Source organism: Bradyrhizobium sp. AUGA SZCCT0105 (assembly GCF_018129565.1).
Taxonomy (GTDB): domain Bacteria; phylum Pseudomonadota; class Alphaproteobacteria; order Rhizobiales; family Xanthobacteraceae; genus Bradyrhizobium.
In genome coordinates this window covers 1,312,101-1,328,937 of the sequence record NZ_JAFCMK010000002.1, presented here as the reverse complement: position 1 = coordinate 1,328,937, position 16,837 = coordinate 1,312,101, and the positions used below count along the sequence as shown (strand labels likewise).

The window sequence follows — 16,837 nt, the reverse complement described above, 5'->3', positions numbered from 1 at the left end:
CGTCTGGGTTCCAGCCATCGCAGCTCTTGCTGGTGGCAAGTCTTGTTTGTGGCAAGTGTTGCTCGTGACAAGTCTTGCTCGTGAATCGTGTCGAAGACGTGGATGCCCGGCGTGGCGCCGGGCATCACGAACTCCGAAACTGTGGAGAAGGCTGCTACGAACTCTTCTCGCCGCTCATGACGGGGCCGAACCGCTCCCAGCTCTCGCCCTTGAAGCGCATCATCTGCAACTGCTCGATCGGTGCATAGTCGTCCGGTCCGGTCTTGATCTTGGTGCCGGGCAGATAGATGCCGATCTCGAAGTTGAGGCTCGCCGCCTGCTTCATCAGGTTCTCGCGGGTGAGGTTGTCGCCGCATTGCCGCAACACCTGCTCGAGCCCCTTGGCGACGCCGTAGCCGAACACGGTCGAGGCGTCGTTCTGGTCGCCCTCGGGATACCACTTGGTCATGAAAGCGCGCCACTCGTTCATGGCCGGATCGTTCTTCCACTCGTGATCCGCGGGATCCTTCAGATACTGGGTCGACAGGATGTCCTGGCTCGCCTCATAACCGGCCGGCTTCATCACGCCGCCGATCGAGACGGAGACGTTGGTCAGGAACTGGACCGGATGCCAATCGAGCTCGGCGGCCTTCTTGATCGCCTGCGCCGCGAATTTCGGCGTCGCGATGTTGACGAAGATGTCGGGGTTGGCGCCCTTGATCTGCACGATCTGCGAATCCACCGTCGGCGACGTGGTCTCGTAGGAGGATTCGACGACGATCAGTTTCTTGGCCGCATCGCCGAGCCCCTCATGCAGGCCGATCAGATAATCCTTGCCGAAATCGTCGTTCTGGTAGAGCACGCCGATGGTCTTGCCGGGATATTTCTGCAGGATGTATTTGGCATAGATGCGCGCCTCGACCTGGTAGCTCGGCTGCCAGCCCATGGTCCACGGGAAATTCTTCGGATCGTTCCACTTGGCGGCGCCGGTGGAGACGAACAGCTGCGGCACCTTCTTGGCGTTCATGTATTTCTGGATCGCGGTGTTGCCCGGCGTGCCCAGCGGATTGAAGATCAAGAGCACCTCGTCGCTCTCGACCAGCTTGCGGGCCTGCTCGACCATCTTCGGCGGGCTGTAGCCGTCGTCGTAGGAGACGAAATTGATCTTGCGGCCATTGATGCCGCCCTCGCTGTTGAGCTTGTTGAAATAGGCCGCCTCCGTCTTGCCGATCGTGGCGTAGGCGGATGCTGGGCCCGAATAGGGCATGATGTTGCCGACCTTGATCTCGGTGTCGGTCGCACCCGGATCGTATTTCTTCTGGGCGTTGGCTGCGCTGGCGACGGCGATCGTCAAAAGCCCCGCAAGCGCCGCAGACTTGACGCAGTTGACATAGCTCAGGCGGTGGTGGTGCATCATTGTCCTCCCTGACATGCTGGCCGCGGCTCGTGCAGTCTTGATTTTCGGGCAGCTTGGTGAGCCGTCGGATCGATGCAATTGCGAGTATGCACGATTGCAGCGGTGTTGCCAGCGACGGCTTTGCGGTAAAATTTCGCAGAGCGGAATCACAGTTTCGCCGCTGCGAAGCAAGGATTGTCAAACGCGGCGCGTTGCAGCCATGCATGATGTCTGGGCTTTGCAGGAAGGCCGTCGTCCATGAATCCAGCCCAGAAGGCGCTCTGGTACATCGAAAGCCACCTGCGCACGTCGCTGACGCTCGATGATATCGCGGTCGTCGCCGGGGTCTCGCGCTTCCATCTGGTGCGGGCGTTCGCGGAGGCGACCGGGTTTTCGGTGATGCGCTATGTGCGGGCGCGGCGATTGAGCGAGGCCGCGCGCGAGCTCGCGGCCGGTGCACCCGACATTCTCACGCTCGCGCTGGATGCGGATTACGGCTCCCACGAGGCATTCACCCGCGCGTTTCGCGACCATTTCGGCGTTACGCCGGAGACGGTACGCGCGACGACGTGCCTGACCAAGCTCAAGCTCCAGGAGCCGATCACCATGATCTCGACCGCTCTCGATCATCTCGATCCGCCGCGCATCGCGACCGGCAAGGCCTTTCTCGTCGCCGGCGTCGGCGAGCGCTACAACCACGCCAATGACAGCACGGCCGGCATCCCGAACCAGTGGCATGGCTTCCACCAGCAAGGCGCGCACATTCCCCGCCAGGTCGGTGACGTTGCCTATGGTGTCTGCTGCAACGGCGACGATGCCGGCAATTTCGACTACATCGCAGGTGTCGAGGTCGCCGATTTCTCCGACCTGCCGCGCGAGTTCGCGCGCGTCCGGATCCCGGCGCAGAAATACGTGGTGTTCACCCATGCCGACCACATCTCGACCATTCGCCGCACCGTCAACACGATCTGGAATCGCTGGCTGCCGCAATCCGGAATGAAGGTCGCGGACGCGCCGAACTTCGAGCGCTACGACGAGAAGTTCGACAAGAACAGCGGCAACGGCGGGCTCGAGATCTGGGTGCCGGTGGAGGAGTAGCGGCCGGTGTGGTGGTTGCGCGGGAGGCGAGACGTGCGGGAGACCTTTCAGATGAACGTCGACAGATACGAAACACCGGTTGCCATGAGCGATCCGGGGCGTCACGCCGCTCTGTTCGAGGGCTTGCCGCGGGGCGCCAGCGCGCTTGCGGCGACCGTGCAGGGTCTGCTGATCCATCAGCACATCGCCCCGGCCTATGGAGTTGCGCTCGGCGGCGACCGGCAAGCGCAAGCGCAGGTCCGCGCCGTCGAGACGATGCTGGATGAAATCGTGACGCGCGATGCGCGGCCGCTTGCGGTGGCGCGTGCCGTCAACGAACGGCAGGTCGGTGTCTGCAGGCACTTCACGCTGCTTCATGTGGCGATGTTGCGCACGCAGGGCATTCCGGCGCGTGCCCGTTGCGGGTTCGGAGCCTATTTCGAAGCAGGAAAATACCTCGACCATTGGGTGACCGAGTACTGGAACGAAGACAGGAAATGCTGGGTATTGTTCGATTCCCAGATCGACGATCGCCAGCGTGAGCTGTTCGGGATCGGGTTCGATGCGGCCGATGTGCCGCGAGACCAGTTCCTGGTCGCCGGCGATGCCTGGTCGCTCTGCCGCGGTGGCAGCCGTGGTCCCTGCGCCTTCGGCATCCTCGACATGCACGGACTTTGGTTCATTGCGGGCAATCTTGTCCGTGACATCTGCGCGCTGAACAATCGCGAGATGTTGCCGTGGGACGTTTGGGGCGCCATGCGCATGCAGGACAGCGAACTCGATCTCGCCTTCTTCGACCGGCTGGCAATCGTCAGTCGTGAGCCCGATGCTCACGTCGATGAGCTCAAGGCGCTTGATCGCGATGAGCGGGTGCGTATTCCCGGAGCGGTGTTCAACGCCGTGCTCGACTGCGTGCAGGAGTTGTAGCTGAAGGTCGCGGAGGCGCTGGGCTTCGAGCCGGGCAAATCATGTCGCGAGAATGCGAAGCTGCGTCCTCATCCTCAGCTGTCATCGCCCGGCTCGACCGGGCGATCCAGTACGCCGCGGCCCCTCGGCTCAAGCATTGGCGTCTCTGGAATACTGGATCACCCGCATGCGCGGGTGATGACACCGAGCATGCTGTTTGACAGGTTGAATCGAGAACCATCCTCAGCGTCGTCCTGGCGAAAGCCAGGACCCATTACCCCAAATGGCAATCGTTGCGCGACGCTGGGGCTACGATCTTCTTCACAATCAAATTCGGTGGCTATGGGTCCTGGCCTTCGCCAGGACGACGACGTTTGCGACGGGCAGCGCGCCACACACGCGATGTCGTCCCGGGCAAGCGAAGCGCGACCCGGACCCATAACCACGAACGCCAATTAGTTTGCAAAGCTGGGGCCACGGCGCGCTTTAACAACGCAGCCCAGTGGTTATGGGTCCCTGCTTTCGCAGGGACGACGGTTGTGGGTGAGGCGCTACTCAGTGCGATCTTGCGAGGCAGAACGCCACGACCTGTTCCAGCGCCGTCTTCATCGGCGAGGACGGGAACAGCGCCAGCGCGTCGACCGCCATTGCGCCGTAGTGCTGGGCGCGGCTGATGGTATCTTCCAGCGCGCGGTGCTTGGTCATCAGCCCGATCGCGTGATCGAGATCGGCCGCTCCGATCTCGCCGCGCTCCAGTGCGCGGATCCAGAACTGGCGCTCGGTGTCGTTGCCGCGGCGGAAGGCGAGCACCACCGGGAGCGTGATCTTGCCCTCGCGGAAATCGTCGCCGACATTCTTGCCGAGTTTTGCGGATTTGCCGCCATAGTCGAGCACGTCGTCGACGAGCTGGAACGCGATGCCGAGATTCATGCCGACCGAGCGGCAGGCGGTCTGCTCGGCCTTCGGGCGGTTGGCGATCACCGGGCCGACCTCGCAGGCGGCGGCGAACAGCTCCGCGGTCTTGCCGCGGACTACGGCGAGATACTCGTCCTCGGTGGTCGCGGTGTTCTTGGCGGCGGCGAGCTGCATCACCTCGCCCTCGGCGATGGTGGCGGCGGCCGCGGAGAGAATGTCGAGCGCGCGCAGCGAGCCGACCTCGACCATCATCCGGAACGCCTGGCCGAGCAGGAAGTCGCCGACCAGCACGCTGGCCTCGTTGCCCCACAGCATCCGCGCGGACAATTTGCCGCGGCGCAGCTCGCTCTCGTCGACCACGTCGTCGTGCAGCAGGGTGGCGGTGTGCATGAACTCGACCGCGGCGGCGAGCTTGATATGGCCGTCGCCTGTGTAGTCGGCGAGCTGGGCCATCGCCAGGGTCAGCATCGGGCGCAACCGCTTGCCGCCGGAGGAGATCAAATGATTGGCGACCTCGGGGATCATGGTGACCTCGGAGCCGGTCCGCGAGAGGATGGTCGCGTTGACGCGCTCCATGTCAGCGGCGACAAGTCCCACCAGCCCGTCGATCGAAGCATTGGACGGGCTTTCGAAGGGTACAATAACCGCCACGCTGGTCTCCAATTTTGCCGAATTCGCACTATCCTCAGCTATAACAATAGAAACTGCGCGGTGCAGCGGCAAGGCCACGAAGTTGTTGACATGTGACGCTTTGGCCGCACAGCCGGGCGGAGAGGAGAGTGGATTTTGCGGGAATTGGTACGGACCAATGACGTGGTGCTGGTCTCCGCCGTCGGCGCGCTGCTCGACAGCGCTAACATCCATCATCTGGTGCTGGACCAGAACATGAGCATCATCGAGGGCTCGCTCGGCGTGCTGCCGCGGCGGATCCTGGTGCACGAGGACGACAACCACGAGGCCCGCCAGCTCCTGACCGATGCCGGCCTGGGCCACGAATTGCGGGCCGATGAGTAGAGCGTTTTCAAGCGAAGTGGGCCCCGGTTCGCGTGAAGAAAACGCGTCAAAAAACGAGTCTCCGGCCGCTGAAATCACCGAAGACGGATTCCTCGGCGGGCAATTGCGGCTGCGGCAGCCCCGCAGCGGCCATCGCGCCGGCCATGACGCGATCCTGCTGGCCGCGGCGACGCCGGCCCGATCAGGCGATCGGGTCGTCGATCTCGGCTCCGGCGTCGGCGCCGCCGGGCTCGCGGTGGCACGGCGGGTCAGCGGGATCGATCTGGTTCTGGTCGAAATCGACCCTGCATTGGCCGAGCTAGCCCGGAATAACGCCAGCGCCAACGAGATCATGGCCAAGGTGATCGTGCTCGATGTCGAGGCCGGCGCCTCCGCCTTCGATGATTTGGGCCTCACGCCCGACAGCGCCGACGTCGTGCTGATGAACCCGCCGTTCAACGATCCCTCAAGGCACCGCGCCTCGCCGGACGGTGTGCGGCAGCGCGCCCATGTCGCGACCGCGACCACGCTCGCCGGCTGGGTTCACGTGGCGCGGCGGATCCTCAGGTCGAACGGGCAGCTTGCGCTGATCTGGCGGGCCGATGGGATTGCCGAGGTGCTGGCTGCGCTCGACCGCGGCTTTGGCAGCCTCGAGATCCTTCCGGTTCATGGCGAGGTGACCTCGCCGGCGATCCGAATCCTGGTGCGGGCCACCAAGGGCGGCCGGGCGCCGACGCGGCTGCATGCCGCGCTGTTGCTCAATGAAGAGTCAGGTGTGCCCAATAAATGGGTGCAGGAGATCTTGGCTGGGAAAGGGGAATTGCCGCTGGCGCGGCGCTGACGGGCAGGGATGCTGCCCGCGTCGTACTGGCACTAAATCACTGCGGGGCCGTTTCCGACTGGCGTTCAGGCCTGGATGTGAAGTGGATCGCGGTCAGAAGTGTACCGATCAGCAAAATCAGCAGGTAGATCTTCATGGCTCCCTCTCCGCCCGCGCGTTGCAACCCCAATGACAAAATGCAAAACGCGTTCCACGAAATCCAATGACACTGGCGTGATAAAAAGTGGTTAATTCGAGGTAACTGCATGAGTGAACAAATTAGTGATCGCCAAGGGCATTCTGGAGGACGTTCGGGATGGCTCGATCGCGCGCAGGGAATGCTCCCGGCGCGATTCAGGCGCGGCATGGCTGTCGTGCCGGTGGTGCGGCTGTCAGGCGTGATCGGCGCGGTGACGCCGCTGCGGCCCGGCATGACGCTCGCCGGCGTCGCCAAGATGCTGGAGCGCGCCTTTGGCACTCGGAATGCCAAGGCGGTGGCGCTGGTGATCAATTCGCCGGGCGGCTCGCCGGTGCAGTCGCGGCAGATCTATCTGCGCATCCGGCAACTGGCCGCCGAGAAGAAGCTGCCGGTGCTGGTGTTCGTCGAGGACGTCGCGGCCTCCGGCGGCTACATGATCGCCTGCGCCGGCGACGAGATCTATTGCGATCCGTCCTCGATCCTGGGTTCGATCGGCGTGGTCGGCGGCAGCTTCGGCCTCGAGGGATTGATCAAGAAGATCGGGGTCGAGCGGCGGCTCTATACGGCCGGCAGCCACAAGGCGATGCTCGATCCGTTCCTTCCTGAAAACCCCGACGACGTCGCCCGGCTGAAGTCGATCCAGCGCGAGATCCATGCGATCTTCATCGCGCTGGTGAAGCAGAGCCGCGGCAGCCGCCTGAAGGGGCCTGACGACGAGTTGTTCACCGGCGAATACTGGGCCGGCGAGACCGCGATCGGGCTCGGGCTTGCCGATGGCATCGGCGACCTGCGCGCGACGCTGCGGGCCCGCTATGGCGAGAAGGTGCTGACGCCGGTGATCGCGCCCGCAAGCGGCATGCTGTCCGGCCTGCTCGGCCGGCGGGCGCCCGGAGCGGGCTCGATGGCGGCGCTGGACGGGCTCGCAAGCTTGCCGGACGACCTGATCTCGGCGGTCGAAACCAGGGCGATTTGGGCCAGATTCGGGCTCTGAACACGGGGATTTGAGCGCGCCATTTTGCCCCAAAAGCGCGATTGCGGCGCAGGCCGCCTTGCGCGAGAATACCTTCCATTGGGGGCCTGACTGACGTGAACGACAAGGATCGACCGATGCCGCCGCTGATTGCATTCGCAGGCGTCCTGGGTGGCCTGGCCGTGGTCCGCTGGGCATACAAGACGGCCGTCCGGATCAACCAGGAACTGGAAGAGGCGCGATTGTCCCGCGTGGCCGAGACCACGCGTGCGAGCGAAATCAAGACCCTGCGCCGCGACCCCGTGACCGGGGCCTATCGTCCGGGCTAGGGCTTGGATCTCCCTCGCCCCGCGCTTGCGGGGAGAGGGCTGGGGTGAGGGGCTGTTTCCGCGAACTCGAAAGACGAGAGTGTGCGGAGAGTCCCCCTCACCCGAAATCCGCGCGTTGCGCGGATTTCGACCTCTCCCCGCAAGCGGGGCGAGGTGGCAGAAACATCCCCCATCGCCTTGATTCCATTGGCCGCCGCCGATACGGTCCCGCGCGCTTCAAAACCCCCTCGCGAGACCTGTACTGACGATGGACGCCCTGCCTGACCACATGCGCCCGGAACGTTCGTTCCAGGGCTTCATCCTGGCTCTCCAGCGATTCTGGGCCGAGCAGGGTTGCGTCATCCTGCAGCCCTACGACATGGAAATGGGCGCCGGCACCTTCCATCCCGCGACCACGCTGCGCGCGCTTGGGCCAAAGCCGTGGAACGCGGCCTATGTGCAGCCCTCGCGGCGGCCCAAGGACGGCCGCTATGGCGAAAATCCCAACCGCCTGCAGCACTACTACCAGTTCCAGGTGATCATGAAGCCGTCGCCGCCGAACCTTCAGGAATTGTACCTGAAGTCGCTGGCCGCGATCGGCATCGACGCCGCCGTCCATGACATCCGCTTCGTCGAGGACGACTGGGAGAGCCCGACCTTGGGCGCCTGGGGCTTGGGGTGGGAATGCTGGTGCGACGGCATGGAAGTCTCGCAGTTCACCTACTTCCAGCAGGTCGCCGGCGTCGAATGCGCGCCGGTGGCGGGCGAGCTCACCTACGGGCTCGAGCGGCTTGCGATGTATGTGCAGGGCGTCGACCGTGTCTACGACCTCAACTTCAACGGCCGCGAGGGCGCCGAGAAGGTCACCTATGGCGACGTCTTCCTGCAAGCCGAGCAGGAATATTCGCGGCACAATTTTGAATACGCCGACACCGCGATGCTGTTCGAGCAGTTCAGGATGGCGGAAGAGGCCTGCCGCAAATATCTCGCCGCCGGCTGGCGCGAGGGAAGCAATTCGAAGGAACATCTGATGGCCTTGCCGGCCTACGACCAGTGCATCAAGGCGAGCCACGTGTTCAACCTGCTCGACGCCCGCGGGGTCATCTCGGTGACGGAGCGGCAGAGCTATATCGGTCGCGTGCGCGATCTGGCGAAGGCCTGCGGCGAGGCATGGATCCACACTGAAACGGGCAGGGCGGTCTGATGCCCGATCTTCTCCTCGAACTGTTCTCCGAAGAAATCCCCGCGCGCATGCAGGCCAAGGCGGCGGACGATCTGCGCCGCATGGTGACCGACAAGCTCGTCGCCGAGGGCCTCGTCTATGAGGGCGCCAAGGCGTTCGCGACCCCGCGGCGGCTGGCGCTGACCGTGCACGGCATTCCCGCGCGCCAGCCCGATTTGAAGACCGAACGTCGCGGCCCGAAGATGGGCGCCCCGGATGCGGCGGTGCAGGGCTTTCTGAAAGCGACTGGTCTCAAGTCGCTGGATGAAGCGAAGATCCAGAAAGATGCGAAGGGCGATTTCTACATCGCGCTGATCGAAAAGCCCGGTCGGGCTGCGATCGACGTGATCGCGGAGATGATTCCGGTGATCATCCGCACCTTCCCCTGGCCGAAATCGATGCGCTGGGGCGCGCGCTCGGCCAAGTCAGGCTCGCTCACCTGGGTGCGGCCGCTGCACGCCATCACCGCGACCTTCGGTCTGGAGACCGAGGAGCCCGATATCGTCAAGTTCTCGGTCGACGGCATCAAGGCCGGGCAGACCACCTATGGCCACCGCTTCATGGCGCCGGGTGCGATCAGCGTGCGCCGCTTCGAGGACTACGAGGCCAAGCTGAAGGCCGCCAAGGTGATCCTCGATCCGCAGGCGCGCAAGGACATCATCCTCGAGGACGCCAAGGAGCTGGCGTTCGCGCAGGGCCTCGAACTGGTCGAGGACCAGGTGCTGCTCGACGAGGTCTCCGGCCTCGTCGAATGGCCGGTCGTGATGATGGGATCGTTCGAGAAGGAATTCTTGTCGATCCCGGATGAAGTGATCCGCGCCACCATCCGCAACAACCAGAAGTGCTTTGTGGTCAAGGACCCCAAGACGGCGAAGCTGACCAACAAATTCGTGCTTACCGCCAACATCGAGGCGCCCGACGGCGGCAAGACCATCGTCGCCGGCAATGAGCGCGTGATCCGCCCGCGGCTGAGTGACGCAAAGTTCTTCTACGAGACCGATCTCAAGACCAGGCTGGAAGACCGGCTGCCGAAGTTCGAGCAGATCGTGTTCCATGAGAAGCTCGGCACCCAGGCTGAACGGATCAAGCGGATCGAACGGCTCGCCGCCGAGATCGCGCCGCTGGTCGGCGCCGATGTCGAGAAGACGAAACGCGCCGCGCGACTGGCGAAGGCGGATTTGTTGACGGAGGTCGTCGGCGAATTCCCCGAACTGCAGGGCCTGATGGGCAAGTACTACGCGCTGGCGCAGGGCGAGGATGCGGCAGTTGCGGCTGCAAGCGAAGAGCACTGGAAGCCCCAGGGACCGACCGATCGCGTGCCGGCTGATCCAGTGAGTATCGCGGTCGCACTGGCGGACAAGCTTGACACGCTGGTGGGTTTTTGGGTCATCGACGAGAAGCCGACTGGGTCGAAGGATCCTTATGCGCTGCGCCGTGCTGCATTGGGCGCGATCAGGATTCTGCTGGAGCACAATATCCGTGCTCCGTTGACGTCGGATCTGGAAGCGTCGCTTGCGCTACACTTCATGCGGGGCGACGGGCGCCCAGTCGCGGACATTCTGAAAGAGGTAGAAGGAAGGGTCGTTGCCATCGTCAATGACTTGCTCGCCTTCTTCGCCGATCGTCTGAAGGTCCAGCTCCGTGACCAGGGCGCGCGTCACGATCTCGTCGACGCCGTGTTCTCGCTCGGCGGCCAGGACGATCTCTTGCTCGTCGTCCGCCGTGTCGAGGCGCTCGGCAAATTCCTCGACAGCGACGACGGCAAGAACCTGCTCGCGGGCACCAAGCGCGCCAGCAACATCCTCGCCATCGAGGAAAAGAAGGACAAGCGTACGTTTGATGGCGCGCCCGACGCCGCGCTCTACAGGCTCGACGAAGAGAAGACGCTGGCTGCGGCGATCGACCAGGTGAAGGCCGAGGCCTCTGCCGCGGTTGCAAAAGAAGACTTCGCCGGTGCGATGAGCGCGATGGCCAAGTTGCGTCCGGCGGTCGATGCGTTCTTCGACAAGGTCAAGGTCAACGACGACGACCCGCAGGTGCGCGAGAACCGGCTAAGACTGCTCAACGAGATCCGCGCCGCGACGCGCGCGGTGGCGGATTTCTCCAAAATCGAGGGCTGACCGATGGACCGCGCAACGCTCGCCGCTTACGACAAGGATGCGGCGGCGTTTGCGCAGGACTGGCACGAGCAGCCGGCACCTCGCGATCTGCAGGAGATCGTCGGGCAATTCTTCATCAAGGGCGGCACGACCGCCGATATCGGCTGCGGCAGCGGCCGCGAGGTGGCCTGGCTCAATGCCAACGGCTTTCCGGCCGAGGGCTTCGATGCCTCCGAGGGTCTGCTTAGCGAAGCTCGCACCCGCTATCCGGCGCTGCGCTTTGTGCGCGCCGAATTGCCCGCGCTGTCCGGCATCGCCGCCAAGAGCTTCGATAATGTGCTCTGCGAGACCGTGATCATGCATCTCGATCACGCGCTGATCGTGCCGTCGGTGCGCCGCATGTTCGAACTCGTGAAGCCCGGCGGCATCTTCTATCTGAGCTGGCGCGTCACCGCCGGCGACGATGCGCGCGATGCGCATGGCCGGCTCTATGCAGCGTTCGATACCGCGCTGGTGCGGACCGAGCTGGCGGCGGCCGAACTGTTGCTCGATGCGGAAGTCGTCAGCGCCTCGTCCGGCAAGGTCATTCACCGTATCGTGGCGCGGAAGCGCGCCTGATCGGGCCCTCAGAAATATTTCGAAACAATTTGCAATTTATTAACCATGCCCTGCGAGGGTCCTGGCGAGTCAACGATTTCTTAAGAGATCGCCCCTCGCGCCAATGCAGGGACCTCCCCGATGACCTCGATCGGCACCACGCCCAATCCCTACGCCCAATATGGCTCGGCCTATGCGCGGGCCGCCGCGACGCCCTCGCTGGCGGCGACATTGTCGGGCGACGGCACCGCCGGCGACCTGTCGGCGCCCGCGACATCTGGCGCTGCAACCAACCTCACGCTGTCGGACGCCGCCCGCGCGCAGCTCGCCAAGGCGCCGCCGCCGGATTTTGCGACCGTCACCAATGATGCGCGCGTCACGCTCGACCGGCTCTACACGGTGGCGGGGGTGAAGAAGCCGATCGTCGACGGCAAGACCACGATCGATCTCTCGACACTTGATCGCCGCTCGCTGTTTGCGATCTCGACCAACAATGGCGGCAAGTTCACGCCGGACGAGCAGGCGGTCGCCGCCACCGAACTGAAGCAGCGCTTCGACAAGGCCTTGGCGCCGTCGCTTGCGACCACCCGCCTGACCGGCGACTACAGCGTCAGCTACAAGTCGGCGCTCGACTATCTCGACGGTGCCAGCGATGAGGAAAAGGCAACCGCCACCTGGGCCAACCAGCGCGCCGCGGTGCTGAAGGGCTATCAGGCGACGCAACAGGATCCGAACAAGGCGCCGGCGGGAATTTCAGGCGACCCGATCGCGGCGGCGCTGGCGGGGACCACGTCGCCCACGACGGGCAAGCCACGTGACTTCGGCAGCGTGGCGAGCGATGCGCGCGCCTTCCTAGATCGGCAGAAGAGCGAGGCGGCGAAGAGCGGCAAGGAACTGGTGTACGATTCCCGCCGCAAGACCGGGCAGCTCGCCGACCTGTCCTCGCTCGACAATCGCTCGCTGTCGGCGATCTCGCTGAACCAGGACAAGAAGTTTTCGGGCGAGGAGATCTTCGCGGCCAAGCAGGAACTCAACACGCGGACCCGCCTTGCCGTGCTCGACGCGCTGAAGCAGAGCCAGTCCGCCGGCGATCCCCGTCAGTTCAGCCTCGGCATCCTCAAGCAATATTCCTCGATGAGCGCGGAGGAACGCCAGGCGGCCAACTGGACGCAGGATTTCCAGGACGCCGCGATCAAGAGCTACAAGTCGACCTCGACGCTGCTCTCGATCCTGAAATCGTAGATCGGGACGACATCAGAATTGATCACGTGACAACAGAAGAGCCCCGCCCGGAGGGGAGGCCGGGCGGGGCTTTCTGGTCCGGTCGAACTGCGCGCACATCCGCTTGCGCGGCGCCCGGACTGTTCGTTCAGGCGATCGTGCTGAGTTGAGCTACTCGACGACCTGAACGATCCGCCGCGAACGCGGCTCGACCAGAACGGTCTCGCCATTCACGACGGTGTAGCGATAGGGCGTCGCGCCGAACCGTTGCGGCACGTCGTAATAAGTTACGCCGGCATCCGGCAGCACGGTGCCGACCACGACGCGATCCGGAACGGAGTAGTTCGGCACGCGCTCGCGCACGATGTATTCGCGGAATGCCGGGCGCTGCTCGACCGCAATGCCTTCGTCATCCTCGACTGCAACCGGCGGGCCACCGCGGACAACGCCGACGGTCTGGGCCTGTGCGGCAACAGCCGGCACCGTGATCGCAGCAGCAACCGCTGCAACGGCAAGTATTCTGTTTCGCATGGCTCGCTCCATTCTTTTGACGCGCGCGCCGACCTTCGCCGATGCGCACGGCGAGCCAATGCATCTGGTGTGGTGATGTTCCGGAAAAACCGCTGCCACATACGCGGCATTTTGGAGCAATTTTCGTGAGTTGCGGGAACTCTCAGGCCGTGACGGACGTCTTGATGTGGAAACCCCCGCAGCGGATAAACTGCCGCTCGATTCGCTCCTCCAAAAACCGCCGGAGAAACACTTCAATGGTCATCACCGCTGGGCATTTGCCGCACATTGTCGCTCTGATTGCAGGCATCCTGATCCTGATCATGCCGCGGCTGCTCAACTACATCGTCGCGATCTACCTGATCTTCGTCGGGCTCGTCGGGATGGGCCTGCTGCGCTGGCTGCACCTGTAGCGGGAAAGCGGGGTTTCGCGGCTTGCGCGGAACCCCCCAAAATGGTGTAAGGCGCGCATCTTCGACCCCTCTTTTCGGATTGTTGTCTGACATGGCCAAAGCCGTCGCGAAGTCCAAGAAAACTGCCGAGAAAACCGCAGCGAAATCAAAGTCTTCGGCACCGCCCCGGAAGGCCGCGCCGGCGCGCAAGGCGCTGAAGAAGAGCGCCCCGAAGCCGGCGCCGAAGCCCGCCGCCAAATCGACTGTGAAGCCGGCTGCAAAGCCCGCTAGCAAGGCGCCGGTAAAGGCCGTCACCGCTGCGAAAAAGGCGGCTCCGCCAGCGATCAAGGCCGGCAAGTGGGTCTATACGTTCGGCGACGGCAAGGCCGAGGGCCAAGCGACCTTGCGCAATCTGCTCGGCGGCAAGGGCGCCAACCTCGCGGAAATGGCCAATCTCGGCCTTCCGGTGCCTCCGGGCTTCACCCTCCCGACCTCGGTCTGCACCTATTTCTACGATCACGACAAGACCTATCCGAAGGAACTGAAAGCACAGGTCGAGAAGGCGCTCGACTATGTCGGCAAGCTGACCGGCAAGACCTTCGGTGACGCCAAGAACCCGCTGCTGGTCTCGGTCCGCTCGGGCGCACGCGCCTCGATGCCGGGCATGATGGACACCGTGCTCAATCTCGGCCTCAACGACCGCACGGTCGAAGCGCTTGCCGAGCTCTCTGGCGACCGCCGCTTCGCCTATGACAGCTATCGCCGCTTCATCACGATGTATTCGGACGTGGTGCTCGGCTTCGAGCATCATCATTTCGAGGACATCCTCGACACCTTCAAGGACGGCCAGGGCTACACGCTCGACACCGACCTCACCGGCGACGACTGGGTCGAGCTGGTCGGCAAGTACAAGGAGGCGGTCGCCAAGGAGACCGGCCACGACTTCCCGCAGGATCCGCACGACCAGCTGTGGGGCGCGATTGGTGCCGTGTTCTCATCCTGGATGAACGCGCGCGCGGTGACCTACCGCAAGCTGCACGACATCCCGGAATCCTGGGGTACCGCGGTCAACGTGCAGGCGATGGTGTTCGGCAATATGGGCGAGACGTCGGCGACCGGCGTCGCCTTCACCCGCAACCCCTCGACCGGCGAGAGCAAGCTGTACGGCGAGTTCCTGATCAACGCGCAGGGCGAGGACGTCGTCGCCGGCATCCGCACCCCGCAGGACATCACCGAAGAGGCGCGCCAGGAATCCGGCTCCGACAAGCTGTCGATGGAAGCCGCGATGCCGCACGCGTTCAAGGAGCTGACGCGGATCTACACGCTGCTCGAGAAGCACTACCGCGACATGCAGGACATGGAGTTCACGGTCGAGCAGGGCAAACTGTGGATGCTGCAGACCCGCGGCGGCAAGCGCACCGCGAAGGCGGCGCTGCGCATCGCGGTCGAACTCGCCAATGAAGGCCTGATCTCGCGCAAGGACGCGGTGACGCGGATCGATCCGGCCTCGCTGGACCAGCTGCTGCACCCGACCATCGATCCCGCCGCCAAGCGCGACGTGATCGCGACCGGCCTGCCGGCGTCGCCTGGCGCTGCCTCGGGCGAGATCGTGTTCTCGTCGGACGAAGCCGCCAAGCTGCAGGCCGACGGCCGTAAGGTGATTTTGGTCCGCATCGAGACCAGCCCGGAAGACATCCACGGCATGCACGCCGCGGAAGGCATCCTGACCACCCGCGGCGGCATGACGTCGCATGCTGCGGTGGTCGCGCGCGGCATGGGCAAGCCCTGCGTCTCCGGCTGCGGCACCATTCGTGTCGACTACGGCCGCGGCACCATGAGCATCGGCTCGCGCACCTTCAAGACCGGCGACGTCATCACCATCGACGGCTCGGTCGGGCAGGTGCTGGCCGGCCGCATGCCGATGATCGAGCCGGAGCTGTCCGGCGAGTTCGGCACGCTGATGGGCTGGGCCGACGAGGTCCGCAAGCTCGGCGTCCGCGTCAACGGCGACACGCCCGACGATGCGCGCACCGCGGTGAAGTTCGGCGCCGAAGGCATCGGCCTCTGCCGCACCGAGCACATGTTCTTCGAGGAGACCCGCATCCGCACCGTGCGCGAGATGATCCTCTCCGAGGACGAGCAGTCGCGCCGCGCCGCGCTGTCGAAGCTGCTGCCGATGCAGCGTGCCGACTTCGTCGAGCTGTTCGAGATCATGAAGGGCCTGCCCGTCACGATCCGCTTGCTCGATCCGCCGCTGCACGAGTTCCTGCCGCACACCCAGGCCGAGATCGAGGAAGTGGCGCGCGCCATGAACACCGATCCGCGCAAGCTCGCCGACCGCGCCCGCGAACTGTCCGAGTTCAACCCGATGCTCGGCTTCCGCGGCTGCCGTCTCGCGATCGCCTATCCTGAAATCGCCGAGATGCAGGCCCGCGCGATCTTCGAGGCGGCGGTCGAAGCCGGCAAGCGCACCGGCAAGCCTGTTGGACTCGAGGTGATGGTGCCGCTGATCGCGACCAAGGCCGAGTTCGATCTGGTCAAGGCGCGGATCGATGCCATGGCCAACGCGGTGATGAAGGAAACCGGCGTCAAGCTGACCTACCAGGTCGGCACCATGATCGAGCTGCCGCGCGCCTGCCTGATGGCGGGCCAGGTGGCGGAGACCGCGGAGTTCTTCTCCTTCGGCACCAACGACCTGACGCAGACCACCTACGGCATCAGCCGCGACGACGCCGCGAGCTTCCTTGGCACTTATGTCGCCAAGGGCATTCTCGAGATCGATCCGTTCATCTCGGTCGATCGCGACGGCGTCGGCGAGCTGGTCAGGATCGGCGTGACGCGGGGCCGCAAGACACGGCCGAACCTCAAGGTCGGCATCTGCGGCGAGCATGGCGGCGATCCCGCCTCGGTCGCGTTCTGCCACGAGGTCGGACTCGATTACGTCTCGTGCTCGCCCTATCGCGTGCCGATCGCGCGTCTCGCCGCAGCGCAGGCCGCGCTCGGCAAGGAGATCGCCAGCCAGGCGTGAGCGATCAAACAGTCCAGAGAGTGCAATGGCCGGGACCAAGTCCCGGCCATTTTTGTTTGTTGAGGCACTTGGTAAGCACCGTCATTGCGAGGAGCGATAGCGACGAAGCAATCCATCGACCCGCATGTGCGGTGAGATGGATTGCTTCGCTTCGCCGCAATGACGGTGCGTTGCCGGTCACCGCCTGCAACACTTTGTTCACCAT

General features: G+C 64.3%; 15 protein-coding genes. 12 read left to right on the top strand and 3 right to left on the bottom strand.

Going from position 1 to position 16,837, the window contains the following annotated elements; translation table 11 throughout:
• Window positions 1-154 precede the first annotated feature (154 nt).
• Window positions 155-1,396, bottom strand: coding sequence for an ABC transporter substrate-binding protein (locus JQ573_RS15375; protein ID WP_212310643.1), 1,242 nt, complete (start codon window positions 1,394-1,396; stop codon window positions 155-157).
• Between the two features lie 237 nt (window positions 1,397-1,633).
• Between JQ573_RS15375 and JQ573_RS15370 the strand changes: the two genes are divergently transcribed.
• Both JQ573_RS15370 and JQ573_RS15365 read left to right on the top strand, forming a co-directional pair.
• On the top strand, window positions 1,634-2,473 hold the full coding sequence (locus JQ573_RS15370; RefSeq protein ID WP_212310642.1) for an AraC family transcriptional regulator: 840 nt from the start codon (window positions 1,634-1,636) through the stop codon (window positions 2,471-2,473).
• A gap of 51 nt (window positions 2,474-2,524) precedes the next feature.
• Window positions 2,525-3,379 (top strand): transglutaminase-like domain-containing protein, encoded by an 855-nt coding sequence (locus JQ573_RS15365; RefSeq protein WP_212310641.1) that lies wholly within the window; start codon window positions 2,525-2,527, stop codon window positions 3,377-3,379.
• Window positions 3,380-3,913: 534 nt separating this feature from the next.
• On the opposite strand, the gene JQ573_RS15360 is transcribed toward JQ573_RS15365, so the two are convergent.
• The gene (locus JQ573_RS15360) at window positions 3,914-4,924 is read right to left on the bottom strand and encodes a polyprenyl synthetase family protein (RefSeq protein WP_212310640.1); all 1,011 of its coding nucleotides are present in this window, start codon (window positions 4,922-4,924) and stop codon (window positions 3,914-3,916) included.
• Window positions 4,925-5,059: 135 nt separating this feature from the next.
• On the opposite strand from JQ573_RS15360, the gene JQ573_RS15355 reads away from it, so the two are divergent.
• From JQ573_RS15355 to JQ573_RS15320, 8 genes are all read left to right on the top strand, one after another.
• Window positions 5,060-5,287: a DUF2007 domain-containing protein gene (locus JQ573_RS15355; RefSeq protein WP_173638095.1), complete on the top strand. Its 228-nt coding sequence runs from the start codon at window positions 5,060-5,062 to the stop codon at window positions 5,285-5,287.
• A 16-nt stretch (window positions 5,288-5,303) separates the two neighbouring features.
• On the top strand, window positions 5,304-6,107 hold the full coding sequence (locus JQ573_RS15350; protein ID WP_212310801.1) for a methyltransferase: 804 nt from the start codon (window positions 5,304-5,306) through the stop codon (window positions 6,105-6,107).
• 245 nt (window positions 6,108-6,352) lie between these two features.
• On the top strand, window positions 6,353-7,276 hold the full coding sequence (locus tag JQ573_RS15345) for a S49 family peptidase (protein ID WP_212310639.1): 924 nt from the start codon (window positions 6,353-6,355) through the stop codon (window positions 7,274-7,276).
• A 116-nt stretch (window positions 7,277-7,392) separates the two neighbouring features.
• A complete protein-coding gene (locus tag JQ573_RS15340; protein ID WP_050403245.1) occupies window positions 7,393-7,584 on the top strand; it encodes a hypothetical protein in 192 nt (63 codons plus the stop codon).
• Window positions 7,585-7,831: 247 nt separating this feature from the next.
• A complete protein-coding gene (locus JQ573_RS15335) occupies window positions 7,832-8,767 on the top strand; it encodes a glycine--tRNA ligase subunit alpha (RefSeq protein ID WP_212310638.1) in 936 nt (311 codons plus the stop codon).
• Window positions 8,767-10,905 (top strand): glycine--tRNA ligase subunit beta, encoded by a 2,139-nt coding sequence (glyS, locus tag JQ573_RS15330; RefSeq protein ID WP_212310637.1) that lies wholly within the window; start codon window positions 8,767-8,769, stop codon window positions 10,903-10,905. Before JQ573_RS15335 ends, glyS begins: the two co-directional genes overlap by 1 nt.
• Before the next feature lie 3 nt (window positions 10,906-10,908).
• Window positions 10,909-11,502 (top strand): bifunctional 2-polyprenyl-6-hydroxyphenol methylase/3-demethylubiquinol 3-O-methyltransferase UbiG, encoded by a 594-nt coding sequence (locus tag JQ573_RS15325; protein WP_212310636.1) that lies wholly within the window; start codon window positions 10,909-10,911, stop codon window positions 11,500-11,502.
• A 120-nt stretch (window positions 11,503-11,622) separates the two neighbouring features.
• Window positions 11,623-12,723 carry a hypothetical protein gene (locus JQ573_RS15320; protein ID WP_212310635.1) on the top strand — a complete coding sequence of 367 codons (1,101 nt, stop codon included), beginning with the start codon at window positions 11,623-11,625 and terminating at the stop codon, window positions 12,721-12,723.
• Window positions 12,724-12,873: 150 nt separating this feature from the next.
• Here JQ573_RS15320 and JQ573_RS15315 read toward each other — a convergent pair whose 3' ends face one another.
• The gene (locus JQ573_RS15315; RefSeq protein WP_212310634.1) at window positions 12,874-13,233 is read right to left on the bottom strand and encodes a DUF1236 domain-containing protein; all 360 of its coding nucleotides are present in this window, start codon (window positions 13,231-13,233) and stop codon (window positions 12,874-12,876) included.
• A gap of 236 nt (window positions 13,234-13,469) precedes the next feature.
• Between JQ573_RS15315 and JQ573_RS15310 the strand changes: the two genes are divergently transcribed.
• Together JQ573_RS15310 and ppdK are read left to right on the top strand one after the other, a co-directional pair.
• Window positions 13,470-13,625, top strand: coding sequence for a DUF3096 domain-containing protein (locus JQ573_RS15310; RefSeq protein WP_084518327.1), 156 nt, complete (start codon window positions 13,470-13,472; stop codon window positions 13,623-13,625).
• Window positions 13,626-13,716: 91 nt separating this feature from the next.
• The gene (gene ppdK, locus JQ573_RS15305) at window positions 13,717-16,632 is read left to right on the top strand and encodes a pyruvate, phosphate dikinase (RefSeq protein WP_212310633.1); all 2,916 of its coding nucleotides are present in this window, start codon (window positions 13,717-13,719) and stop codon (window positions 16,630-16,632) included.
• The last annotated feature ends 205 nt before the right edge of the window (window positions 16,633-16,837 follow it).

Bases quoted from the DNA above. Each gene is read 5' to 3' on its own strand.
- JQ573_RS15375 (WP_212310643.1), bottom strand. From the start codon at position 1,396: ATGATGCACCACCACCGCCTGAGCTATGTCAACTGCGTCAAGTCTGCG.
- JQ573_RS15370 (WP_212310642.1), top strand. From the start codon at position 1,634: ATGAATCCAGCCCAGAAGGCGCTCTGGTACATCGAAAGCCACCTGCGC.
- JQ573_RS15365 (WP_212310641.1), top strand. From the start codon at position 2,525: ATGAACGTCGACAGATACGAAACACCGGTTGCCATGAGCGATCCGGGG.
- JQ573_RS15345 (WP_212310639.1), top strand. From the start codon at position 6,353: ATGAGTGAACAAATTAGTGATCGCCAAGGGCATTCTGGAGGACGTTCG.
- JQ573_RS15340 (WP_050403245.1), top strand. From the start codon at position 7,393: ATGCCGCCGCTGATTGCATTCGCAGGCGTCCTGGGTGGCCTGGCCGTG.
- JQ573_RS15335 (WP_212310638.1), top strand. From the start codon at position 7,832: ATGGACGCCCTGCCTGACCACATGCGCCCGGAACGTTCGTTCCAGGGC.
- glyS (WP_212310637.1), top strand. From the start codon at position 8,767: ATGCCCGATCTTCTCCTCGAACTGTTCTCCGAAGAAATCCCCGCGCGC.
- JQ573_RS15325 (WP_212310636.1), top strand. From the start codon at position 10,909: ATGGACCGCGCAACGCTCGCCGCTTACGACAAGGATGCGGCGGCGTTT.
- JQ573_RS15320 (WP_212310635.1), top strand. From the start codon at position 11,623: ATGACCTCGATCGGCACCACGCCCAATCCCTACGCCCAATATGGCTCG.
- JQ573_RS15315 (WP_212310634.1), bottom strand. From the start codon at position 13,233: ATGCGAAACAGAATACTTGCCGTTGCAGCGGTTGCTGCTGCGATCACG.
- JQ573_RS15310 (WP_084518327.1), top strand. From the start codon at position 13,470: ATGGTCATCACCGCTGGGCATTTGCCGCACATTGTCGCTCTGATTGCA.
- ppdK (WP_212310633.1), top strand. From the start codon at position 13,717: ATGGCCAAAGCCGTCGCGAAGTCCAAGAAAACTGCCGAGAAAACCGCA.